Consider the following 19,134-nt stretch of genomic DNA (forward strand, 5'->3'; position numbering starts at 1 on the left):
TCCAGGAGCTGTCAGGCATGCTTCAGGAGGAGCAGGTAACGAGAGCGACCATTGAGCGAAAGTTTGCGGTGGCGTCGGCGCTCGGCAGCGAGCAGCTAGCGACAGAACAAAAGGGACGAAAACATGGGGGGCACCCAGGCCAGGTCTTGGAAAGGGGAGTCGACTGAAGGCTTGGTATCGCCTGCTGCGTAATGTTGCCGGATGGCTTTAGGAGCACTTGCGACCGAAACAGGCTTTAGCGAAAGGGATTGCGAAAGCTAACTGGCGAGGCGGTTGCATCTGGCATCGTTCGCAACGTTGGACAGACGCGATAGCGAGTGCGGCGCCTGCGTGCTGTTTCAGCCGATTCCAAGCCGCCTTCATCTGCAGCCCGCCTTGCCGGCACGCGCCTCATAGCAGCGCGGCCGGCGGAAGGGTTCCTTGGACGTATCCCAATGACTCGACAGGCACAATGGTCGTTGCTCGAGGAAATGGCACGCGCAGATCGACCAACGGCAATATCATCTCCGCAGTCACTGTATTGCACTGGTCCGTTATGGCTGGGTCGCAAATTCGGACCTGAACGAAGCGGATACATGTGGGCGCACGCAAATCACTCATGCAAATCCGCCTGTTCACGGCCGCGTCGTTTGGCCACAATGCCTCGGGTATCACAGACAGGTCAAACCGCAGGTATTCCAAACGGACATGTTCGTCCGTAACGGGGTTCCCAAGCACGAGCCCACCAGGCGAGCTTCGTAGGATCCCGTATTGCCTTACCCTGGCAGTTGCGGCGGTGTCACGCGGATAGACGTTCACTGCAGCAGCGGCAGTCCTGCGCGTGACCTCATGCAGGGTGTTAATCACAAACAGGACGCGCGCCAGTTCGATGATGCCGAAAACAAACATAAAAAAAATGACGGCGAGCAGCGCAAAGTCGACTGCTGCAGTACCGGCCTGTGTCTTGAGTGGGCGCCAGGCGTCGCGCCGCGACAGGTTAGTTGCCGGCATAGCGCATGGTGTAATTGGCAGTAATCTGCAAGCCATACCACCCCGTGTCAACAAGCCCGAAAGGGTCGAACATTGAGATCAAAAAATGAACGCGGACGGTCGTAGGGAGCGTTCCCGCTGCGTTGCCGCCGCAATTCGACGTATCACAGAACGTTTCGAGAGTACCAATTTCAGAACTCGATGAAACCTCAGCGATTTCCCGTCGAATGATCTCTTGGGCAAGGTCCCCTGCCGCTCGTGCCGAGGCGGGTGTCATCATTTCTGCTACGGGCACGGTAGACAGGTAGCGGGCGGCGTCCTGTGCCGCTTTCTGTGCCATCGTGTAATGCCAGAATATGCTTACAGTGAAGAAACCTAGTGTAAGGAACGCTATGAGAACCGGCAGCAGGAGTGCGCACTCTACGGCAGCTACGCCGGCCTGGTATTTCGTTGATCTGCGGACTACTGCAGGAGGGAATTTTTTCATGGGAAGAGCTCCACGTGACCTGGCAACGATTGCAGGGGAATCAATCCGGCGAATTCGGCGATGAGACTGTTGTCGGTCGCTGGTACGGTCATAAAAAACTTCCCGATCGCGACCACTGTGGCCGGTGCGTTCGCGCCGGATGGCGCTGACGGGCTGCATGAGAGCAGCGGGATGTTCAGTACCCGCCGGTGCGGGACCGCCATGGGTCTGTTGGCCAGGCTCGGAGCCTGGTAATAGCCGCTGGCTGTGGTAGACGAAAGATAGGGCACTGGCGGCGATGTCGGGTAATTTGAAGAAGTGGGACCCGACGGGTACAGGGTGGGCCAGTCCGTGTGAGAAAACGTCGGATAGCCGCCGGGCGGTTCGGGCGAAGTCACAGGGGAAGGCGCCTTGGCTGCCTTCGCATATGCCCACAAAGGGCCGTACTCCCCAGGTGTTGCTGGCGGCGCCGGCAAGTCAATGACGGGCTCAATCTTGCCACGGGCTGTCGTCGTTGCCACGGCTGGTGTACCTTTGTTGGGGCTCATCCATTTGACGATACCGGCTTGGTCGTATGCATATGACTTGATATTGATGTCCGGTGAAGCGCTGCTCGGGGCGCAGGACGTGTTTGCGTAGGTGTCAAAACGCGTGTTGAGCGCAGTACTCAACGATGCAAGGGGAGATGTGTCGGGGAGTTCGGAGACGCGGATAGGGCTGCCTGTTATCCGTCTAATCCACATGGACCCGCTGCATACGAAGGGTGCCAGCGCTGGGATGTTGAAGCCTTGGCTATTTGTTCCAGGCTCGGAGACGGGGTTGATTGCAAAACGGGCTGGCGTTGTGTTATTTGGGTTGAGTTTCATCAGGTCGTAGCTGATCCCGCGACGAAACCCATATTGCACCAGCTCCGAGAGCGTGGCCCCGGAAGAGCTGGTGGCAGGACGCGCTGCCGCGGCATCCGGGGACATCGCGCAGACCCCGATCGGCATTGCCTTCACCGATGTGCGCCCAGCGATCGCACTATCGCTGAGCTGAACCTTCGCCAGGCTGCTGTCGAGGATCCTGATGAAAAAGGTCTCGACTTCGCCAATGGCTGGATCAAGACCTGCGGTATCGACACGTGCAAAAAAGAGTTCCGCAGCCTGGGCTGCTCCGGCCGAGGTAACCCAGGTTCCAGTACGCGATGAGGTGGTGCCGAAACTGAGGGCGTCGTCGTGCCACGTAAAGGCAGTGCCGCTACCATAGTTTCGGTAGCGGAGATTTGCTACGGCCACACTCGCTGCGTTCCTCGCCGCAACAAGTCCTGCAGGAGTGCCGTCGAGCTCCCGTGCAGCTGCGAGCGCGGCCGCCTTGGCTATTCCGTACAGGTCGACTTTGCGGTTGTAGATCTGTCCGATATCCACGGCAAGGCCCCAGAAGCCGAGCATTACTATCAGCAATGGAACGAACATCACAGCAAAGGCACCTTGCTGCCTGGGGCGCCTGTTTTTCACAGAGCGCGATATAGCCAATGGACTTGTGCAGGCGCTGCGCCTTCCACGAAATGCATTCTGCCCAGATGTCATAATTGCCTCATATCCTCGAGACCGTTGAAATACTCGATAGCTCTAACTTAGAAGAAATAGTTCTGGATTGGAAACTATCAAAGGCCATCGTTCTAAAACTAGCCCAACGGCCCAGGCTAGCGCTGCCGCTAATGCTCGTTAACCAGCGCAGTGGATCGTGCAGGGCTCTGGTTCAACAGCATTCGTTGACCCATTCTTCTCGTGCGTGATACGCCGTCGTTGCTCCCTCCTAAGCAGCAATGCACAGCATGCACACGACCAGAACGCCCAGGCGGCGAGGGGTAGAAACATCGTGTCGATAGACTTGTGTCCTATCGCAATGGCAGATCCAAATCCGCCCATTGCGCTCACGCAGGATATGGCGAGCTTGTCACGGCTGAAAGACAGGCGAGCCCACGGGGCAAAGGCGAGGGAAATAGCAGCCATTCCGAGCAGGGTAAGGCTTCCGGCGAGGAATAGGACTCCGAAAATCACACCTGAAACATAGAGCAGGCCGCATGACATTCCAGCCTGCCAGGATTCCGTCGCTGGACTCGTGCCGCGTTCAGCCTCCACATTACTACGGTCGAATGCTGGACCGCGGCCAGACCATATAACAAGCGATGCCCCGGGAATTGCGGCAAACAAATGCAATGAAAATCCGGCGCCTATCAGGAATAGCCACGCGTCGAAAAGCGTCCAGCCTAAAAGTGAGTAGAGAAGCGCTATGAATGACCAGTATCGACGCCGCTTCGCAGGCCAAACGTTATCCGAGTCCATGTCTTCCCTTGTATTTGCAGTAGTGCGGTTATTTCCTGATGAAAACTTGCTCGATCGAGTGTGGACTAAGGTCGATTCCTCTGCAATCAGAGTGTCTTGCAACATTGATTCGCATCATCGAAGGAAACAAATGCGCCTTTGTACGTTGCTGTCGTGCATACCGGCGTGGCTGCACAATCTGATTCTCCTCATTGCAGTGGTGGCGATCCGGTCATCCATGGCACGCAACATTCTGTGTCTTTGACTGATACTAGGTGTGCGACCAAGTGCCGCCAGTACGCACCAAGTAACGATTCCGGCCTAGCGAATCTGGTTTTGCGGCGCCAAATACAGTCATTTCCGTGACTGAGAGCTTTCACTCAAGAAGCACCATGGCAGTGCCCGCTTCTGACAAGAAAACGTGTCTGCCCTTGGTAAGTCGGGGTTTCAGCGCTGGCAAGCGTCGCAAGTAGTTGAAATTAACGGACTGCTCAAACGACCTCATGGGCTCTGTCGCCAAGGCGATGGGCGATACCGAGCTTATGCGCCACGAAAATTTGCCGGAAGTGACAATGTGAGATATTTTTCCTCGAGGATACTGATAAGCTTGCCTGCTAAAACGTAAAGAGAGCTTTGACTGATGCAGCCGCTGGCTTTTTCACCCTCGCTCGAGAGTAAGTCGCAGCCCAAGCCTAACTCAGCGTCAGTTCGAATCCCCGGCGTGCGCCACTAGCCTGCAGAGCAGCGGGATGCCGTTTGACGTACGACGGCTCACCGACGGAACCCTGGTAGGTATCTCGGCGTCAGGCGATCACCTCTTCCTTCACCACAATGAACTCGATAGCTTGCTCAACGACCCTGACAAGCTTTCCCCCAGCCGCAGGGCTGAACTGGCGGCACGTTTTTTCTTTCCAAACCACGGACGTAACATCGGGAAAGAGCGCCTGCTTGCCGCGCGGCGCGCAGCAAAACGGGAAACGGTCGCTGCCGGCCCGTCGTTACGGTCGAGTTCCAGGGGGGCGACCTATTGTTGCGCTTCGACCTGATCGTCCGGGCGGTCGAGAAGCTGACTCAACTGAACAATGGAGGACGGAAGCGCCTGCGCTTCGTGGTCGCATCGACGCTGCACCAGCTGACCGGGGCAATGTGCGACTTCTTTCGCGCGTATGACGTCGTCCTCTCGACAAGTCTCGATGGACCAGAGCACATGCACAACCGCAACCGCCCCGTACCGGGAAGGGAAAGCTATAAGCGTACCCTGGAAGGCATCGCGCTGGCCCGGCAGCGTATTGGCGAGCACGCCGTGTCAGCATTGATGACGACGACGAAAGCGTCTCGAATTCCCGGAGGAGATTGTCGACGAGTATGTGCGGCTCGGCTTCAAGGAAATCTTTCTGCGCCCACTGAGCATCTACGGCTTCGCCAAGCGCAACCTGGCGCGCGTCGGCTACATGCATGAAAAATTCGAGGTCTTCTACGAGCGTGCTTTGCGACGCATCCTGTGGTGGAACGAGCAGGGCGTTCAGCTGCGCGAAGTCTATATGTCGATCGTGATGAACAAGATCCTGTCGACGTTCGACGCCGGCTATGTCGATCTTCAAAGTCCAACCGGCGCTGGCTCGAGTGTGCTGGACTACAATTACGACGGCTGGGTCTATCCGAGCGATGAGGCTCGCATGCTCTTGAGACGGGCGATGCCAGCCTGCGCATGGGCAGGGTGACCGATTCGCTCGACCAGCTGCTGGCGTCGCCCACCAGGCAGCAATTGAGGCAGGCGAGCGAGAGCGCAGCAACCGACTGTGCGGCGTGTGCGTATCGCCATTATTGCGCCCCGAATCCCGTGGACAGTCAGGCCCAGTTCGGCAGGCCGGATATGCCGGCGCTCCAGACCGAGCACTGCGGACGTCATCAGTGGTTGTTCGACACGGCCTTTACGCTGCTGCACGGGGCTGACACGGATACGGAAGAGATGTTCCATGTCTGGGCCCGACCAAATGGCATGCAGGAGGCCTCATGCGACAGGTTCACGCCAGGGCGGGACGGACCCGCACGCCAGTCCGCGGGCACGCCGCTGTCTTCCATGGCCCACGCGAACACCCATACCCGGCCCTTGCCCGGTACATCGAGCAGGGCCGGTGCCGCGGCGCCGGCCTCATCGAGCCCTGCGCCGGCCGTCGCGATGCCGGCGCGGCGCAGGCTGTCGAGCGTTTCCTTCAGGCCTTGCGTGCCCCAGTCCAGCACATGGTTGTTGGCCAGTACGCAGCAGTCGATGCCGGCCGCGGCGAGGCAGGGCAGGTTAGCGGGGTGCATGCGGTAGTGGATGCCTTTGCCGGGCCAGGCATCCTTGCTGGCGGTGACCGCAGTCTCCAGGTTGACGATGCGCAGGTCCGGCCCGGTACGGCGCAAGGCATCGAGGGCGTCGCCCCAGATGTAGGCAAAGTCGACCGGCCGGCCGATCGGGCCGTTGGTCTCCTCGGCCAGTTGCACATAGCCGAGTGCCGAGCGCATCCAGGGTTCGAACAGGCGCGGCTTTCCGGGGTGCGGCAGGATCTGGTCGATGCCGCGCCCGGTCATGAGGTCGCCGCACAAGAACAGGGTGATGCCGCCCGAGCGTGCTTGCGTTGGCATGACGATGCTCCTTCATGGATACGCCGGCCCTGGATCGGCCGCAGTGCAAGTGTGACACGAGATATCGGCACATGCTTTTGTCTGAAATGCGAACACGCCTCTGCCAACCCGGCGCCGATGACACGCCGTCCCCTCCAAAGCTATAATCGACGCCTTCGTCGACGAGGAACGTGCCATGTCTCTACTAGACCACCAGCTCGAATTGCTGTCCCCCGCCAAAACCGCCGAGATCGGCCGCGAGGCCATCCTGCACGGCGCCGACGCCGTCTACATCGGCGGCCCGGCCTTCGGCGCCCGCCACAATGCCAGCAATTCCCTGGAGGAGATCGCCAGCCTGGTGCAGTTCGCGCACCGCTACCGCGCCCGGATCTTCGTCACGATGAACACGATCATGCACGACGCCGAGCTCGATCTGGCGCGCGAGCAGGTCTGGCAGCTGTACGAGGCGGGCGTCGATGCGCTGATCGTCCAGGACATGGGACTGCTCGAACTCGACCTGCCGCCGATCCAGCTGCACGCCAGCACGCAGTGCGACATCCGCACCGTGGAGAAAGCGAAGTTCCTGGGTGACGTCGGCTTCTCCCAGCTGGTGCTGGCACGCGAGCTGACCATCGAACAGATCCGCAAGATTCGCGCAGAGGTGGACACGCCGCTCGAATACTTCATCCATGGCGCCCTGTGCGTCGCGTTTTCCGGGCAGTGCTATATCTCGCATGCGGACACCGGCCGCAGCGCGAACCGCGGTGACTGTTCCCAGGCCTGCCGGCTGCCCTACACGCTGACGGACGGGAAGGGCGGCGTGGTGGCCTACGACAAGCACCTGCTGTCCATGAAGGACAATGACCAGAGCCGCAACCTGGAAGCGCTGATCGACGCCGGCATCCGCTCGTTCAAGATCGAGGGCCGCTACAAGGACATGGGCTACGTGAAGAACATCACGGCCCACTACCGCCTGCTGCTGGACGAGATCCTGGAGCGCCGCGCGGCGGGTCGTTCTGGTTTCGTGCGCGCCGCCAGCGGGCACACGCAGATCTTCTTCACGCCCGACGTCGACAAGAATTTCAATCGCGGCCACACCGACTATTTCGCGCAAGGGCGCCAGGACGACATCGGCGCCTTCGATTCGCCGAAATACCTGGGCGTGGAAGTCGGCACCGTCACCAGGGTGGGCATCGACGAGTTCGAGATGATGACCGACGCGCCGCTGGCCAACGGCGACGGCCTGAACTACATGAACAAGCGCACCAGCGTCGGCATCGGGGTCAACACGGTGCAGAAGCTGGGAGAGAGCGAGGAGGGCCAGCGCTGGCGCGTGTTCCCGAACGAGCCCGTGAGCAGCTTGCCCGGCCTGAAGCCGGGTACGCAGGTCCACCGCAACCGCGACCACCAGTGGGAAGCGGCGCTCAGCAAACGTTCGGCCGACCGCAAGGTGGCACTGCACCTGACCCTGTCGGAGCTTGATGACGGCCTGGCGCTGACCCTGCGCGACGAGGACGGCATCCAATCAATCACGCGCGCGCAGCTGCCGCTGCAGCCGGCGCACAACCTTGATCAGGCCGATGCGGCGCTGCGTACCAGCCTGACCAAGCTGGGCAACACGATGTTCGAAGCCGACGGCATCGCCCTGGAGCTGTCGCAGCCGTGGTTCGTGCCCGCCGCCGCCATCAATGCCTTGCGGCGCGATGCCGTGGCGGCACATGAGGCGGCCCGGCTGGCCGCATGGGAGCGACCGGAACGCAAGGCGCCGCTTGAACCGCCCGCCGTGTATCCGGCGACCCAGCTGTCCTACCTGGCCAACGTCTACAACGAAAAGGCGCGTGCCTTCTACCGCAAGCATGGCGTGGGCCTGATCGACGCGGCCTACGAAGCGCATGAAGAGGCGGGCGAGGTGTCGCTGATGATCACCAAGCACTGCCTGCGCTTCTCGTTCAACCTGTGCCCGAAACAGGCCAAGGGCGTGCAGGGGGTGCAAGGGCAGGTGAAGGCCGAGCCGATGACCTTGAGCACGGGCGAGGACACCTACACGCTGCGCTTCGATTGCAAGCCCTGCGAGATGCACGTCGTCGGGGCGATGAAGCCCGGCATTTTGCGCTCGCCACCGCCGTCCGCGGTGCCATATGGTTCGGTGAGCCCGCTGACCTTCCATCGCCGCCGGCCCGCGTGAAGTCTTGCGGACAGTGGCCGGCACGAAGCTGGTGTCCCGGCCTGGGACTGCTTGAAGCCTGCCGCCCGTCCCCTCATTCCAGGAACCGTTGCAGGTGTCGGGTGAACTCCGGCTCCGCCTCGACGCTGGACAGGTGCGAAGCCGGCAGCTCGACGCATTCCGCGCCGGCGATCCGCGCCTCCATCCAGCGCGCGTCGTCCACGGTGGTTACCGGATCCTCGCGGCCGGCGACCAGCAGTGTCGGCACGGAGATCGCGGCGAGCTCCGCGCGCAGGTCGGCCTCCGCCAGGGCCAGGCAGCAGGCCGCATAGCCCTGCGGATCGCAAGCCTGCAATTGGCCGACCAGCCCGTCCACGGCCGCCGGGACGCGTGCGCGGAAGTCGGGCGTGAACCACCGTTCGGCCGCGCCGGCCGCGATCGGATCCATGCCCTGCGCCAGCACCTGATCCGCGCGCGCTGTCCAGCCTTCTGCCGTCCCGATCCGGGCCGCGCTATTGGCAACGACCAGCCGTCGCAGCCTCGGACCGGCATGGACGCCCAGCCACAAGCCGGTGAGACCGCCCATCGAGATGCCGCAGAAGTCGACGGTCTCGATGTCCAGCGCGTCCAGCAGGCGCAGCACGTCGCCGCCGAGTTGGGCGAGCGTATAGCCTCGGCCAGGGCCGTGCGCTTGCGCGTCGGCCAGGCCGCTCATCCCATGGCCGCGCGTGTCGTAGCGCAGCACCCGCAGGTGCCGCGACAGCAGGTCGGCCTGCGGCTGCCACGACGACGCGGTAGTGCCGAGGGAGTTCGAGAACATCACGACCGGTGCGCCCTCGGGGCCTTCCAGCGTGTAGGCGAGCTGTCGCGCGCCAGGATCCAGTAGCCGCATCGGTCGCTCCCTTCAGGCCTCGAAGTGCGCGCGCTCGATCTGGTCGGCTGGAAGGCCGTCGCGCGCCGCCTGCAGGTCGAAATCGAAGTCGATCGCATAGTAGGGCGCGTCGACTTCCCTGGCGCGCAGCGCGGCGGCGTCGTCCACCTTGCGCATCGCCGGCACCAGGCCCTCGCGGGTGGCGAAGGCAAAGTCGTCCCACAGGTAGGGATCGCCATCGATGTTGATCTGCGTGGTCAGCTTGCGGTGGCCAGGTGCCGTCACGAAGAAATGGATGTGCGCGGGGCGGGTGCCGTGACGGCCCAGCAGCGTCAGCAGCTTTTCGGTCGAGCCGCCTGGCGGCACGCTGTAGCCGACGGGCACCTTGCTGCGGAAGCGGTAGCGGCCGTCGGCATCCGTGCGGATCGAGCGGCGCAGGTTGTACGGGCTCTGGGTGGGATCGAAGAACGAATAGCCGCCCAGGTGGTTCGCGTGCCACACTTCCACCAATGCGCCCGCCACGGGGCTGCCGTCGGCGCCGCGGACCTGGCCTTGCATGAACAGCACCTCGCCCGGCTGCTCGTCCTGGTCCAGGCGTGCGCTGCCCACCGATTCGGGGGCGCCGGCGACGTACAGCGGCCCTTCGATCGTGCGCGGCGTCCCGCCGGAGAGGCCGGCGCGCTCTTCCGCCTCGTCCATGCGCAGGTCGAGGAAGTGCTCGAAGCCCAGTCCGGCCGCGATCAATCCCCATTCGCCGTTGCGGCCGGCTTCGGTCAGGTAGCCGACCGCGCTCCAGAATTCGTCGGGCTGGACGTCCATCTCCTCGATCGTTGCGAACAGGTGGCGCACGATGCGGTTGACGACGGCCTGCACGCGCGGGTTGCCGCTGGCCGTTTCCGTGCTTTCGATCTTGTCCAGCAGTGCTGCGATGGCTTGCTTGTTCATGTCTGTCTCCTTGCTTGTTATGGGTGGTTCAGCGGTCGTCGTCATGGATCGACGAAGGATGGCGGCACAGGGCCTCCACCTCCACGTCCATATAGGGAAAAAGGGGGAGCGCGGTCAGCAGGGCGTGCAGCTCGTCCGCGCCGGACACGTCGAAGATGCTGACGTTGGCGTAGCGGCCAGCCACGCGCCACAGGTGGCGCCATTTGCCGCTGCGCTGCAGCTGCTGCGCGACGGCGCGTTCGGTGGCCTTCAGTTCATCCGCATGCGCCTGCGGCATGTCGTGCGGCAGGCGGACCGTCATGGATACTTTGAACAGCATGGTGTCTCCTGAATCGATAAAAATGTGCGCGCCTACCGGTCCTTGCGGCGCAGGAAGGCGAGCTTGTCGTCGTCGAGCTCGATGCCGAGGCCCGGGCCGGTCGGCAGGCGTAGCGCGAAGTCGCGGTACTCCAGCGGCGTGGTCAGGATTTCCTCGGTCAGCAGCAGGGGCCCGAACAGTTCCGTGCCCCAGGCCAGCGCCGGGAAGGTGGCAAACAGCTGGGCCGAGGCGATGGTGCCGACCGCGCCTTCGAGCATCGTGCCGCCGTACAGCGCCACGTCGGCCGCGCGGGCGATGGCCGCGACCTCCTGCGCGCCGGTGAGGCCGCCCGACTGCGTGATCTTGACGGCGAAGACGTCGGCCGCGCGCCGCTCCGCCAGGCGGAAGGCGTCGACCGGCCCGTGCAGCGCCTCGTCCGCCATCACCGGCACCAGGTTCATGTCGCGCAGGCGGCGCATGCCCTCGATGTTGGCGGCGGCGATGGGCTGCTCCAGCAGGTCGGCGCCGGCGTCGTGCAGCAGGCGCATGCCCAGCACGGCATCGGCCTCGCCCCAGGCCTGGTTGACGTCCACGCGGACGCTGGCGCGCTCGCCCAGGGTGCGCTTGATGGCGGTCACGTGGGCGACGTCGCTGCGCACGGAACGCTTGCCGATCTTCAGCTTGAACACGTTGTGGCGGCGCAGGTCCAGCATCCGTTCGGCTTCCTCGACGTCGCGCGCCGTGTCGCCGCTGGCCAGCGTCCAGGCGACGGGCAGGCTGTCGCGCACCCGGCCGCCGAACAGCGTGGACAGCGGTACGCCGAGACGGCGCGCCTGCGCGTCGAACAGCGCGGTTTCGATCGCACACAGGGCGAAGCGGTTGCCCTGCAGGCGGCTGCGCAGGTCCAGCATGCGCGCGCCCGGGCTGGCGGCGTCGGCGCCGACCAGGATCGGGACCATGTAGGTCTCGATATTGGCGCGCATGCTTTCCGGGCTTTCTTCGCCGTAGGCCAGGCCGCCGATGGTGCTGGCTTCGCCCCAGCCCGTGATGCCGTCGCTGCAGCGTATGCGCACCAGCACGATGTTCTGGGTCCGCATGGTGGCCATGGACAGCTGGTGCGGGCGGATGGTCGGAACGTCGAGCAGCAGTACCTCGACGCTGTCGATGCGGTGTTCGTTGGTGCTCATGCAATCCTCATCATGCGGTTCTCAAAGTGAACGGAACAGCGGGCTGCGCACGGCCTGGCCGGCGTCCGCTGCGGACAGGAACTTCTCCGTGAAGATGTCCTTTTCGAACAGCCGGCCCTGCATCAGTGCCGCGATGCTCGCCTCGATCATCGGCGGCGGCCCGCACAGGTAGGCGCGCCAGCCGCGGAAGTCCTGTTCGAAGTGGCGCCCGGCCAGTTCGTGCACGTAGCCGCGTTCGCCGGCCCACGCCGAATCCTGCGGCTCGCCCGACAGCACCGGCAGGTACTCGAAGTTCGGATGGCGCGCGGCCAGTTGCTCGAACTCGGCCCGGTAATACAGCTCGTCCAGGGTGCGTGCGCCCTGGATCAGGCGGATCGGGCGGGTGTCGCCGGACTCGAGCAGGTCGAGCACCATCGAGCGCGGGCTGGACAGCCCCGAGCCGCCGGCGATGAACAGCAGCGGCCGAGGGTCGCTCTTGCGCACGAAGAAGCGGCCCAGCGGTCCCGACAGCATCACCTGCTCGCCGATCCGCAGCCCGTCGTGGACGTAGGAGGTCACTTTCCCGCCCGGCACCAGCCGGATGTTCAGCTCGACCTCGCGCGACGATGGCGCGGAAGCGATGGAAAACGCGCGCGGCGCCGCTTCCCCCGCCAGCCACAGGTTCACGTACTGGCCCGGCTGGAAGCGCAGCGCGGCGTCACCGTGCTCGTGCTCGATCTCGAGGAACACGCCCTTGATTGTCGGCGTGAGGGTCTCGATGCGCGCCACGCGGGCCTGGTAGTCCATCAGCGGCAGGCATTGCGCGTCCGGATCGGGATCGATGTCGGCTTCGATGATGATGTCCGTCTGCACGGTCGCGGTGCAGGCCAGGCATTTGCCCTCGTCGCGCTCGAAGTCCATCAGGGCGAAGGGCGAGGCCTCGCCGTGTTCCAGTTCACCGCCGCTGGCCTGCACCTTGCAGGTGCCGCACAGGCCGTGGCCGCAGGCGTGCGGCAGCCAGATGCCGGCGCGCAGGCAGGCGTCCAGGATGGTCTGGCCTTCGGCCACCTCCACGGTCTGGCCCAGCGGTTCGATCGTCAATTGGTAGCTCATGGTGTCCTCCGTTCAGTTGCCGCTGCCGCCGACGCCGGCCGGTTGCGGGGTTTGCAGGCGCAGCACGGTTTTATGGCCCAGGCCATTGGCCACCAGGCTGGCCTCAAGCTCGGGCACGAAGGGCTGGCCGGCGCGCAGCCAGGTCGCCGTGCTCCAGTCGATGGAAGCGCCTTCGGGATGCGCGGCCAGGAGCGGCGTGAGCACGTCGCTCACCAGGGTCTTGAATGGCATGTCGGGCGGCAGCGGCAGCGTGAAGGGGCTGCAGAACAGCATCCGACGGTCCCAGCCGAAGTACACGAGCTGGTTGCCGTGGAAGTTCTCGACGCGGTCTCGGACTTCGCCGCGGTAGTCTGGTGCTAATGCGATGACTGGCATGATGTCTCCTCGCGTGCCGCTCAGGCGGCTTTAGGGTTGTCGTTGGTCCAGCGCTCCCAGTTGGCGCGGTCGGCCGAGTCGGCGTAGTCGCCGGCGGCCTCGGGTTTCAGGTGGTACCAGTCGAGCACCTCGGGCAGGGTGGGGCCGCCGCAGTTGCCCTGGAAAATCTGATGCACCGGCAGCCACGCCTGTACATACTTTTCCGGTTCGTTCTTGAAGATGTCGCAGCAGCCGTCCGAGCAGAAGTGGTAGTTCTCGCCTTCGTACTTGACCTCGCGGTAGCAAACCTGGGTCGGGTCGCCTGGTTCGCGAAAGGCCATCGGGACCTGGCAGAGCTGGCACAGCATCGGCAGGCCCGGATTGGTCCATCGCTTGCCGGCCTTGTGCTGTTCCTGCCAGTAGCGCAGGTGCGGCAGGTGGTGTTCCTCGAACGTGTCCGGGTACTGCGCCTTCAGCCAATCCAGCTCGTTTTCTTCCGGCACCCAGGTGTGGATGGCGGCGGCATGGTTGAAGTTGTAGAAGATCGACCAGGCGATGTGCGACAGGTGATCCTTTTCCTGCGCGGCCTGTTCGTGGTACTTCGGCATGCGCACGCCGTAGCGGGCCAGGTCGGCGAACAGGGCGCCGCCGTTCTGTTCGAAATACATCTCCCACGCTTCCTTCCAGCTCATCACCTTCTTGGGCAGCATGTAGTCCATCATCATGGCCACCAGCGTGAGCAGGCGGTAGCCGCGCCAGAACCACTTGTCCACCCACTTCTGGATGATCGGCAGGTTGGCCGGATCCTGCTCCAGCATGAACTTCACCACTTCGAGGCCGAGCGTCATGTGGCGCGACTCGTCGGACTGGGCCGAGAAGCCGAAGGTGACGGTGGCCATGTCGCCGTTGAAGGCGGCGCCCGACATGAAGGGCATGAACAGCAGGTTGGTCAGCACGTACTCGAACGAGAACGAGATGGCGGTGATGAATTCGAAGGGTCCCGCCGTCATCGCGTCCTCGAAGTAGGACTTGGGCACGGACAGGTACCACAGGCGGTCGTGCATGTGGGTCCAGTCCTCGAAGCCGTTGAAGAACTTGTTGTACTGGCTGATCGTGTGGACCTGGGTCTGGCAGTGGCGCAGTTCGTCCACGGACTGCATCTGGCAGGCCACGCGGGCGCCGGCGCCGCGCAGGTTGCGGCCGGCCATGGCGAAGCCGCGGTGGGCGGCGTATTCCAGCGGCGAGACGCCGGTCAGGAACAGCTTGAGGGCGTTCACGTAGCGCGCATCCGTCACGTTGAGCTGGCCGTTGTTCTGCTGGAAGGCGTCGATGATGGCGTACAGCTTGCGCTCCTTCTCCGACTGGAACTTCCAGTACGCGTCCATCGTCATGCGGAAGGGGTCTTCCCAGCCGTCCCAGTTGTGGATCACGATGCCTTCGAATTTATCTTGAGGGAAGACGGCGTCCATCGATTGGTAGGTGGTGTCCCAGCCCAGGTCGCGGGTGAGCAGGGCATATTTTTCCTTGATCGACATCTTCGCCGACGTGGCCTGGGCCTTGGCCTGGCCAGCCTGGCCCTGTGCCTGCGTGCTTGCGGTATTCATGTTTGTCTCCTTGTCGTTGTATTCAGCGCCAGGCCAGCACGAGCTGGTCTTCGGTTTCGTCGATGTTGCCGGCCAACGAGATCAGGCCGAGCTGCAGCTCCTGCATGTCCCAGTTGCGGCCGATCAGGTCCTCGATGGTGGCGCGGTTGATCTCGAGGCGGCCCGGTGCATCGATCTTCACCATCGCGGGAAAGCGGTGCACGGTCGCGTGCGGGTTGTCGGTCTCGATGGCCTCGATTACGGCACGCGTGTCCTCGTTGGTCTGCAGCGCGATGAAGACGAGTTGATCGCTCACGATGCGGCTCCTTCACGGGACAGGCCGAGGCCGGACAGGCGTTTTTCCAGCGGCGCCGCCACGGCCGCAAGGACGTCGCCGCCATCGGGGCCGAACAGGCGCTCCGCGACCTGGGCCAGTGCCGGTTCGAAGCGGTCGAGCCATGCGAAGGCGAAGCGCGAGATGGTGGCGGCGTTGGCAGGGCTTTCCTGGACGGCGGCTTTGACGACCGCATCGACCCAGCGTGCGGTCTCGGCATGCCAGACGCGCATGAAGTCTGTGGCGAGCGCGCAGGCGGGACCGTGCTCGAGGGCCAGCTGCGCGTCCAGCTTCTGGTAGAACAGCGGGTAGACGAGGCCGTCCAGCACCAGGTTCTGCGCGACGAACAGTTCGAACCAGTCCTGGCACACCATCAGGTCTTCCACGGCATGGCGTACGGGTTGCCATGCCGCGTCCTGCAGCCAGGCGTCCCTGGCTGCCGCGACCGCCGGCTTGCCGCCGATGAGCAGTCCGATGCGGGTGAGGTACTGGGCCAGCGCCAGGCGGTCCATGGTGTGGAACATGGTCGCCTCCGTAATGGCGGAACCGTAGCCGTACGCGGTGACGTAGGCGTTGTTCATGTTGGCGGCCCACTCGGTATGGCGCAGCACGACCAGGGTCGTGGCCAGCAGTTCCTTCGTCGGCTCGGGCAAGGCGGCCAGCAGTGCGCGCTGTTCGAGGAATTCGAGGTTCTTTTCCATCGACTCCTGCTGGCGCGCCCGGGTGTTCACCCAGGTGCCGTAGTAGAACTGGCGCGGGTCCTTCAACGCATACCAGTCGGCCATGACGACGGCTGTGCGGCGCTTGTCGTACAGCTCGTATTCCGGCTGCCACAGCGGGCGGTAGTGGAAGTTGGCCTCGGGCTGCAGGTCGTACATCGCTTCCTGGTAGCGGGTGGCCGGCTTGTCCGCGCCGAGGCGGCGCGCGATGTTGGCGAAGGTCTGGCGGACAGGCTTGACGCTGTCGGTCCGTATGTCGATTTGCATGCTGGTCTCCTGGTTGTTTTAGTCGTGGGGGCAGGCGCCGGGCACGCTCTCGTGCCAGTGGCGCCGTTCGTGTTCGAGCTGGGTGGCGGGAAGGTCCGGCAGCACCAGAGCACACTGCCGCCGGCGGAAGGTCTCGTACTGGGCCGGCCGCATCGTCAGCTCGACGCAAAGGTCGGGGTCGCCGATCGAGAATTCGAACTGGACCCAGTCGGCATCGCGCGACGTGACGCGCACGAAGCGGCTGGGCATGTCGGGTAACGGATTCATGTCTCCTCCTGTTTTCTATGGCTGAACAAGAGCTATAGCAACTGGTGTGCCAGGAGGCCAAGTGATTGAATTTAAAGGAAAGACATGTCCGCGCCCGGGCGGCGCGGCAGGTGGGGTTCACGATTTGATGAGGCGCCGCGGGCGGGATTCAGCAAATGCGCAGGCGGGGAGGGAGGGAGGCGCGCCGCGGCGGCGACGCCGGGCGCGGGGACGCTACTTGGGCAGTTTCAGCTTGTCCAGCCGGTAGGCGAGCTGAGGACGCGTGATGCCGAGCAGGCGGGCGGCCTGGGTGACGTTGCCTGCGGCCCTGGCCATGGCCGTGTGGATCAGGCGCGCTTCGAACTGGTCCAGCTTGAACTCGTTATTCAGCAGTTGTTCGCACAGCGTGTCCGGGCTGGAGGCGGCGCCCGGCGCGGGCGGCGTATGCAGGTGGCCGGACGGGGCGATGGCCTTCATGCCGCCGGCTTCGGCGAGGGTCGGAAACAGCGTATGGACGTCGATCATCTGGTTGCTGTCGGTGAGGATGACGCCGCGCTCCATCATGTTCTCCAGCTCGCGGATGTTGCCCGGCCATGCATAGTGCATCAGCGCCTGCAGGGCCTTGTCCGATACGCCCAGGATGCGCTTGCCGTACACGGCGTTGTACTTTCCGACGAAGTGTTCCGTCAGCAGGGGGATATCGTCGGTGCGCTCGCGCAGGGGCGGGATGTGGACGGGATAGACGTTCAGGCGGTAGTACAGGTCCATCCTGAACTTGCCGTTGGCCACCGCCTGCTGCAGGTCCTCGTTGGTGGCGGCGACGATGCGCACGTCGATTTTCTGGCTGTGCGTGCCGCCCACGCGTTCCAGTTCTCCTTCCTGCAGCACGCGCAGCAGCGAGGCCTGGGCGCGCGCCGACAGTTCGACGACTTCGTCGAGGAAGATGGTGCCACGGTTGGCGCGCTCGAACTTGCCGGGCCGGCTGACGGTGGCGCCCGTGTACGCCCCTTTCTCCACGCCGAACAGCTCCGCTTCGATCAGGTCCGGCGGAATGCTGGCGCAGTTGACCGCGACAAAGGGCTGCTCCGCGCGCGGCGAACCCGCGTGCAGCGCGCGCGCGAACACTTCCTTGCCCACGCCGGTTTCGCCCAGCAGCAGCACATTGGCCTTGCTTGCCGCCGCGCGCCGGATCAGCTGGCTCGCTTCGCGGAAGGCGCGCGAGCGCCCCACGGAATTGGCCGGGGTGTCCTGCTCGCTGGCTTGCACGGCTTCCCGCAGTTCGCTCAGCTGGCTTTGCAGGGCGAACAGTTCTTCGGCCATCGAATCGCGCATCAGCAGCCGCTGCGTTTCGGCGTGGTCTTCCCATTCCTCGGCCGGTTTTCCCACGATTTCGCAATGCGTGCTGCCACAGCCGGCGCAGGCCACCTCTTTGTAGATAATGGAGCGCCCCATGAAATAGGTGGTATAGCCGCTGGCGTAGCCAAGCTGGCTCCAGCACACCGGCTCCTTGCTGGTGTCGTGGTGCTGGAGGTAGACCTGCGCCTCGAACGAATTGCGCCACTCGAAGCGCCCGAAATAGCTCCCCTTGGCGAGGTCGAACTCCAGCTCCAGCGGCGTCACGTGCACGAGGCCGCGTATGCTGTGCAGTTGCGGCCCCACCATGAAGGCTTGTTCGACCGGCAGGTCCGGCCGCAGTTTGCGGGCCAGTTCCGCATCGCGCAATCCGGTCTGGTAGCCGTAGCGCATCAGCAGGGCGCGCGCGCGCTGCATGCCCATGGTCTCTACCAGCTCGTCGCGCAGCGCGCCCCAAACGCCCGCATGGTTGAGCATCACGCGCTGCTCGGACAGCCAGATGGTGCCCTGGTCTGGATCGAAACGTATCTGCGCGAGCAGGTCCTCATTCGAAGGTAACTGCGGGTTTCCCACTACTGCGCCTCCAGCGTGTTCATCGATGTTATCGGCGCATAGTGCCACAGATGCCCAGCCTCGTCAGCGATGTTCCGGAATCCGCACGTCACGATTTCATGAGGCCGGTTCACCAAATAATGAAGTGCCATGCCGGCGGCCTGCGCTACCACTTGGTGCGCGACGGCGCCGCGCTGCGGCGCGATGCCGCTCAGTAAGCGAAGGTCCCGGCCTGGGTGCAATCAAGATAGGCCATGCGCGTGCGCAACGACCAGATTTCGTTGGCAATATTATGTAATGCCAGCGTTTTGTCGTGGACACGTTGACGCAGGGCTGCAGGGGCCGACGGCATGATGTCGGTCAGGTCCGGCGCAGCGTCGGCGACTTTCACGAAGAGGGCGCTCCGGGCAGCGATGTCGGAAGAGAGCTGCGTGCAGGCGGCGTCGCCATTGTTTGCGGCCTGGGCTGCGGAGCCGGCACCGGTGCAGAGCGCGAAGCAGAGAAGTGCGATCGATTTCTTCATCATCAGTTCTTTAATTTTAGAGTGGAGAAGCCCGCCAGCGAACTCGCGGGCTGAGTCTATTTCCTGGAGGAGAATAGGACAGACTGATCAATTATTGTGCAGCGCACCATCGGACGCCAATTCTTTATGGTGATGTGGGATATTTCCCTAAGGCATAGGAGATGGCTTGATCCCCGACGGCGAACGACAGTGCCGGTGACAGGGACATTGACTCGCATGATGCGTTAGCGCCACGGGACCAGCTGCATCTGATGCCCAAACAATAATATTTGCTAGCATGGCAATAGCTGAATGTTAT

General features: G+C 63.5%; 17 protein-coding genes and 1 pseudogene. 2 read left to right on the forward strand and 16 right to left on the reverse strand.

Translation table 11 applies throughout. The annotated features are described in order from the left end of the window. Window positions 1–390 precede the first annotated feature (390 nt). Genes ACI48I_RS08790 through ACI48I_RS08800 form a run of 3 tightly spaced genes read right to left on the reverse strand, consistent with a single transcriptional unit; the run spans window position 391 to window position 3,003 of the window. Entirely contained in the window at window positions 391–990 is a 600-nt protein-coding gene (locus ACI48I_RS08790; RefSeq protein WP_498573932.1) for a TadE/TadG family type IV pilus assembly protein, read from the reverse strand. Next, window positions 977–1,456 carry a TadE/TadG family type IV pilus assembly protein gene (locus tag ACI48I_RS08795; RefSeq protein ID WP_498573933.1) on the reverse strand — a complete coding sequence of 160 codons (480 nt, stop codon included), beginning with the start codon at window positions 1,454–1,456 and terminating at the stop codon, window positions 977–979. Before ACI48I_RS08795 ends, ACI48I_RS08790 begins: the two co-directional genes overlap by 14 nt. Further along, entirely contained in the window at window positions 1,453–3,003 is a 1,551-nt protein-coding gene (locus ACI48I_RS08800) for a pilus assembly protein TadG-related protein (protein ID WP_498573934.1), read from the reverse strand. The genes ACI48I_RS08795 and ACI48I_RS08800 overlap by 4 nt, the downstream gene beginning before the upstream one ends. Window positions 3,004–5,108: 2,105 nt before the next feature. On the opposite strand from ACI48I_RS08800, the gene ACI48I_RS08805 reads away from it, so the two are divergent. Continuing rightward, on the forward strand, window positions 5,109–5,462 hold the full coding sequence (locus ACI48I_RS08805; protein WP_498573935.1) for a hypothetical protein: 354 nt from the start codon (window positions 5,109–5,111) through the stop codon (window positions 5,460–5,462). 301 nt (window positions 5,463–5,763) lie between these two features. Here the strand turns inward: ACI48I_RS08805 and ACI48I_RS08810 are convergent. Further along, a pseudogene (locus ACI48I_RS08810) lies at window positions 5,764–6,369 on the reverse strand (CapA family protein); the annotation flags it as partial. A gap of 175 nt (window positions 6,370–6,544) precedes the next feature. On the opposite strand from ACI48I_RS08810, the gene ACI48I_RS08815 reads away from it, so the two are divergent. Continuing rightward, window positions 6,545–8,533: a peptidase U32 family protein gene (locus ACI48I_RS08815; RefSeq protein WP_498573936.1), complete on the forward strand. Its 1,989-nt coding sequence runs from the start codon at window positions 6,545–6,547 to the stop codon at window positions 8,531–8,533. A 73-nt stretch (window positions 8,534–8,606) separates the two neighbouring features. On the opposite strand, the gene pcaD is transcribed toward ACI48I_RS08815, so the two are convergent. The 12 genes from pcaD to ACI48I_RS08875 all read right to left on the reverse strand — a co-directional run bounded on the left by pcaD (window position 8,607) and on the right by ACI48I_RS08875 (window position 18,839). Beyond that, window positions 8,607–9,404, reverse strand: a complete 798-nt coding sequence (gene pcaD / locus ACI48I_RS08820) for a 3-oxoadipate enol-lactonase (RefSeq protein WP_498573937.1) — start codon at window positions 9,402–9,404, stop codon at window positions 8,607–8,609. Between the two features lie 12 nt (window positions 9,405–9,416). Beyond that, window positions 9,417–10,328, reverse strand: coding sequence for a catechol 1,2-dioxygenase (catA, locus tag ACI48I_RS08825; RefSeq protein WP_498573938.1), 912 nt, complete (start codon window positions 10,326–10,328; stop codon window positions 9,417–9,419). Between the two features lie 28 nt (window positions 10,329–10,356). Then, window positions 10,357–10,647 carry a muconolactone Delta-isomerase gene (gene catC / locus ACI48I_RS08830; RefSeq protein ID WP_193685523.1) on the reverse strand — a complete coding sequence of 97 codons (291 nt, stop codon included), beginning with the start codon at window positions 10,645–10,647 and terminating at the stop codon, window positions 10,357–10,359. A 32-nt stretch (window positions 10,648–10,679) separates the two neighbouring features. Further along, complete coding sequence (locus tag ACI48I_RS08835) at window positions 10,680–11,813, reverse strand: muconate/chloromuconate family cycloisomerase (RefSeq protein WP_498573939.1); 1,134 nt, start codon at window positions 11,811–11,813, stop codon at window positions 10,680–10,682. Between the two features lie 21 nt (window positions 11,814–11,834). Then, on the reverse strand, window positions 11,835–12,905 hold the full coding sequence (locus ACI48I_RS08840; protein WP_498573940.1) for an NADH:ubiquinone reductase (Na(+)-transporting) subunit F: 1,071 nt from the start codon (window positions 12,903–12,905) through the stop codon (window positions 11,835–11,837). 12 nt (window positions 12,906–12,917) lie between these two features. Beyond that, window positions 12,918–13,280, reverse strand: coding sequence for a phenol hydroxylase subunit P4 (locus ACI48I_RS08845; protein ID WP_498573941.1), 363 nt, complete (start codon window positions 13,278–13,280; stop codon window positions 12,918–12,920). A gap of 20 nt (window positions 13,281–13,300) precedes the next feature. After that, on the reverse strand, window positions 13,301–14,794 hold the full coding sequence (locus ACI48I_RS08850; RefSeq protein ID WP_193689041.1) for an aromatic/alkene/methane monooxygenase hydroxylase/oxygenase subunit alpha: 1,494 nt from the start codon (window positions 14,792–14,794) through the stop codon (window positions 13,301–13,303). Window positions 14,795–14,885: 91 nt separating this feature from the next. Beyond that, window positions 14,886–15,158, reverse strand: a complete 273-nt coding sequence (locus tag ACI48I_RS08855) for an MmoB/DmpM family protein (protein WP_193685527.1) — start codon at window positions 15,156–15,158, stop codon at window positions 14,886–14,888. Continuing rightward, window positions 15,155–16,162: an aromatic/alkene monooxygenase hydroxylase subunit beta gene (locus tag ACI48I_RS08860; RefSeq protein WP_498573942.1), complete on the reverse strand. Its 1,008-nt coding sequence runs from the start codon at window positions 16,160–16,162 to the stop codon at window positions 15,155–15,157. Before ACI48I_RS08860 ends, ACI48I_RS08855 begins: the two co-directional genes overlap by 4 nt. An 18-nt stretch (window positions 16,163–16,180) precedes the next feature. Next, window positions 16,181–16,429 carry a phenol hydroxylase subunit gene (locus ACI48I_RS08865; protein WP_498573943.1) on the reverse strand — a complete coding sequence of 83 codons (249 nt, stop codon included), beginning with the start codon at window positions 16,427–16,429 and terminating at the stop codon, window positions 16,181–16,183. A gap of 213 nt (window positions 16,430–16,642) precedes the next feature. After that, the gene (locus ACI48I_RS08870; RefSeq protein ID WP_498573944.1) at window positions 16,643–18,334 is read right to left on the reverse strand and encodes a sigma 54-interacting transcriptional regulator; all 1,692 of its coding nucleotides are present in this window, start codon (window positions 18,332–18,334) and stop codon (window positions 16,643–16,645) included. Between the two features lie 190 nt (window positions 18,335–18,524). Then, window positions 18,525–18,839 carry a hypothetical protein gene (locus tag ACI48I_RS08875; RefSeq protein WP_498573945.1) on the reverse strand — a complete coding sequence of 105 codons (315 nt, stop codon included), beginning with the start codon at window positions 18,837–18,839 and terminating at the stop codon, window positions 18,525–18,527. Window positions 18,840–19,134 lie beyond the last annotated feature (295 nt).

This window comes from Massilia sp. LXY-5 (assembly GCF_059801075.1).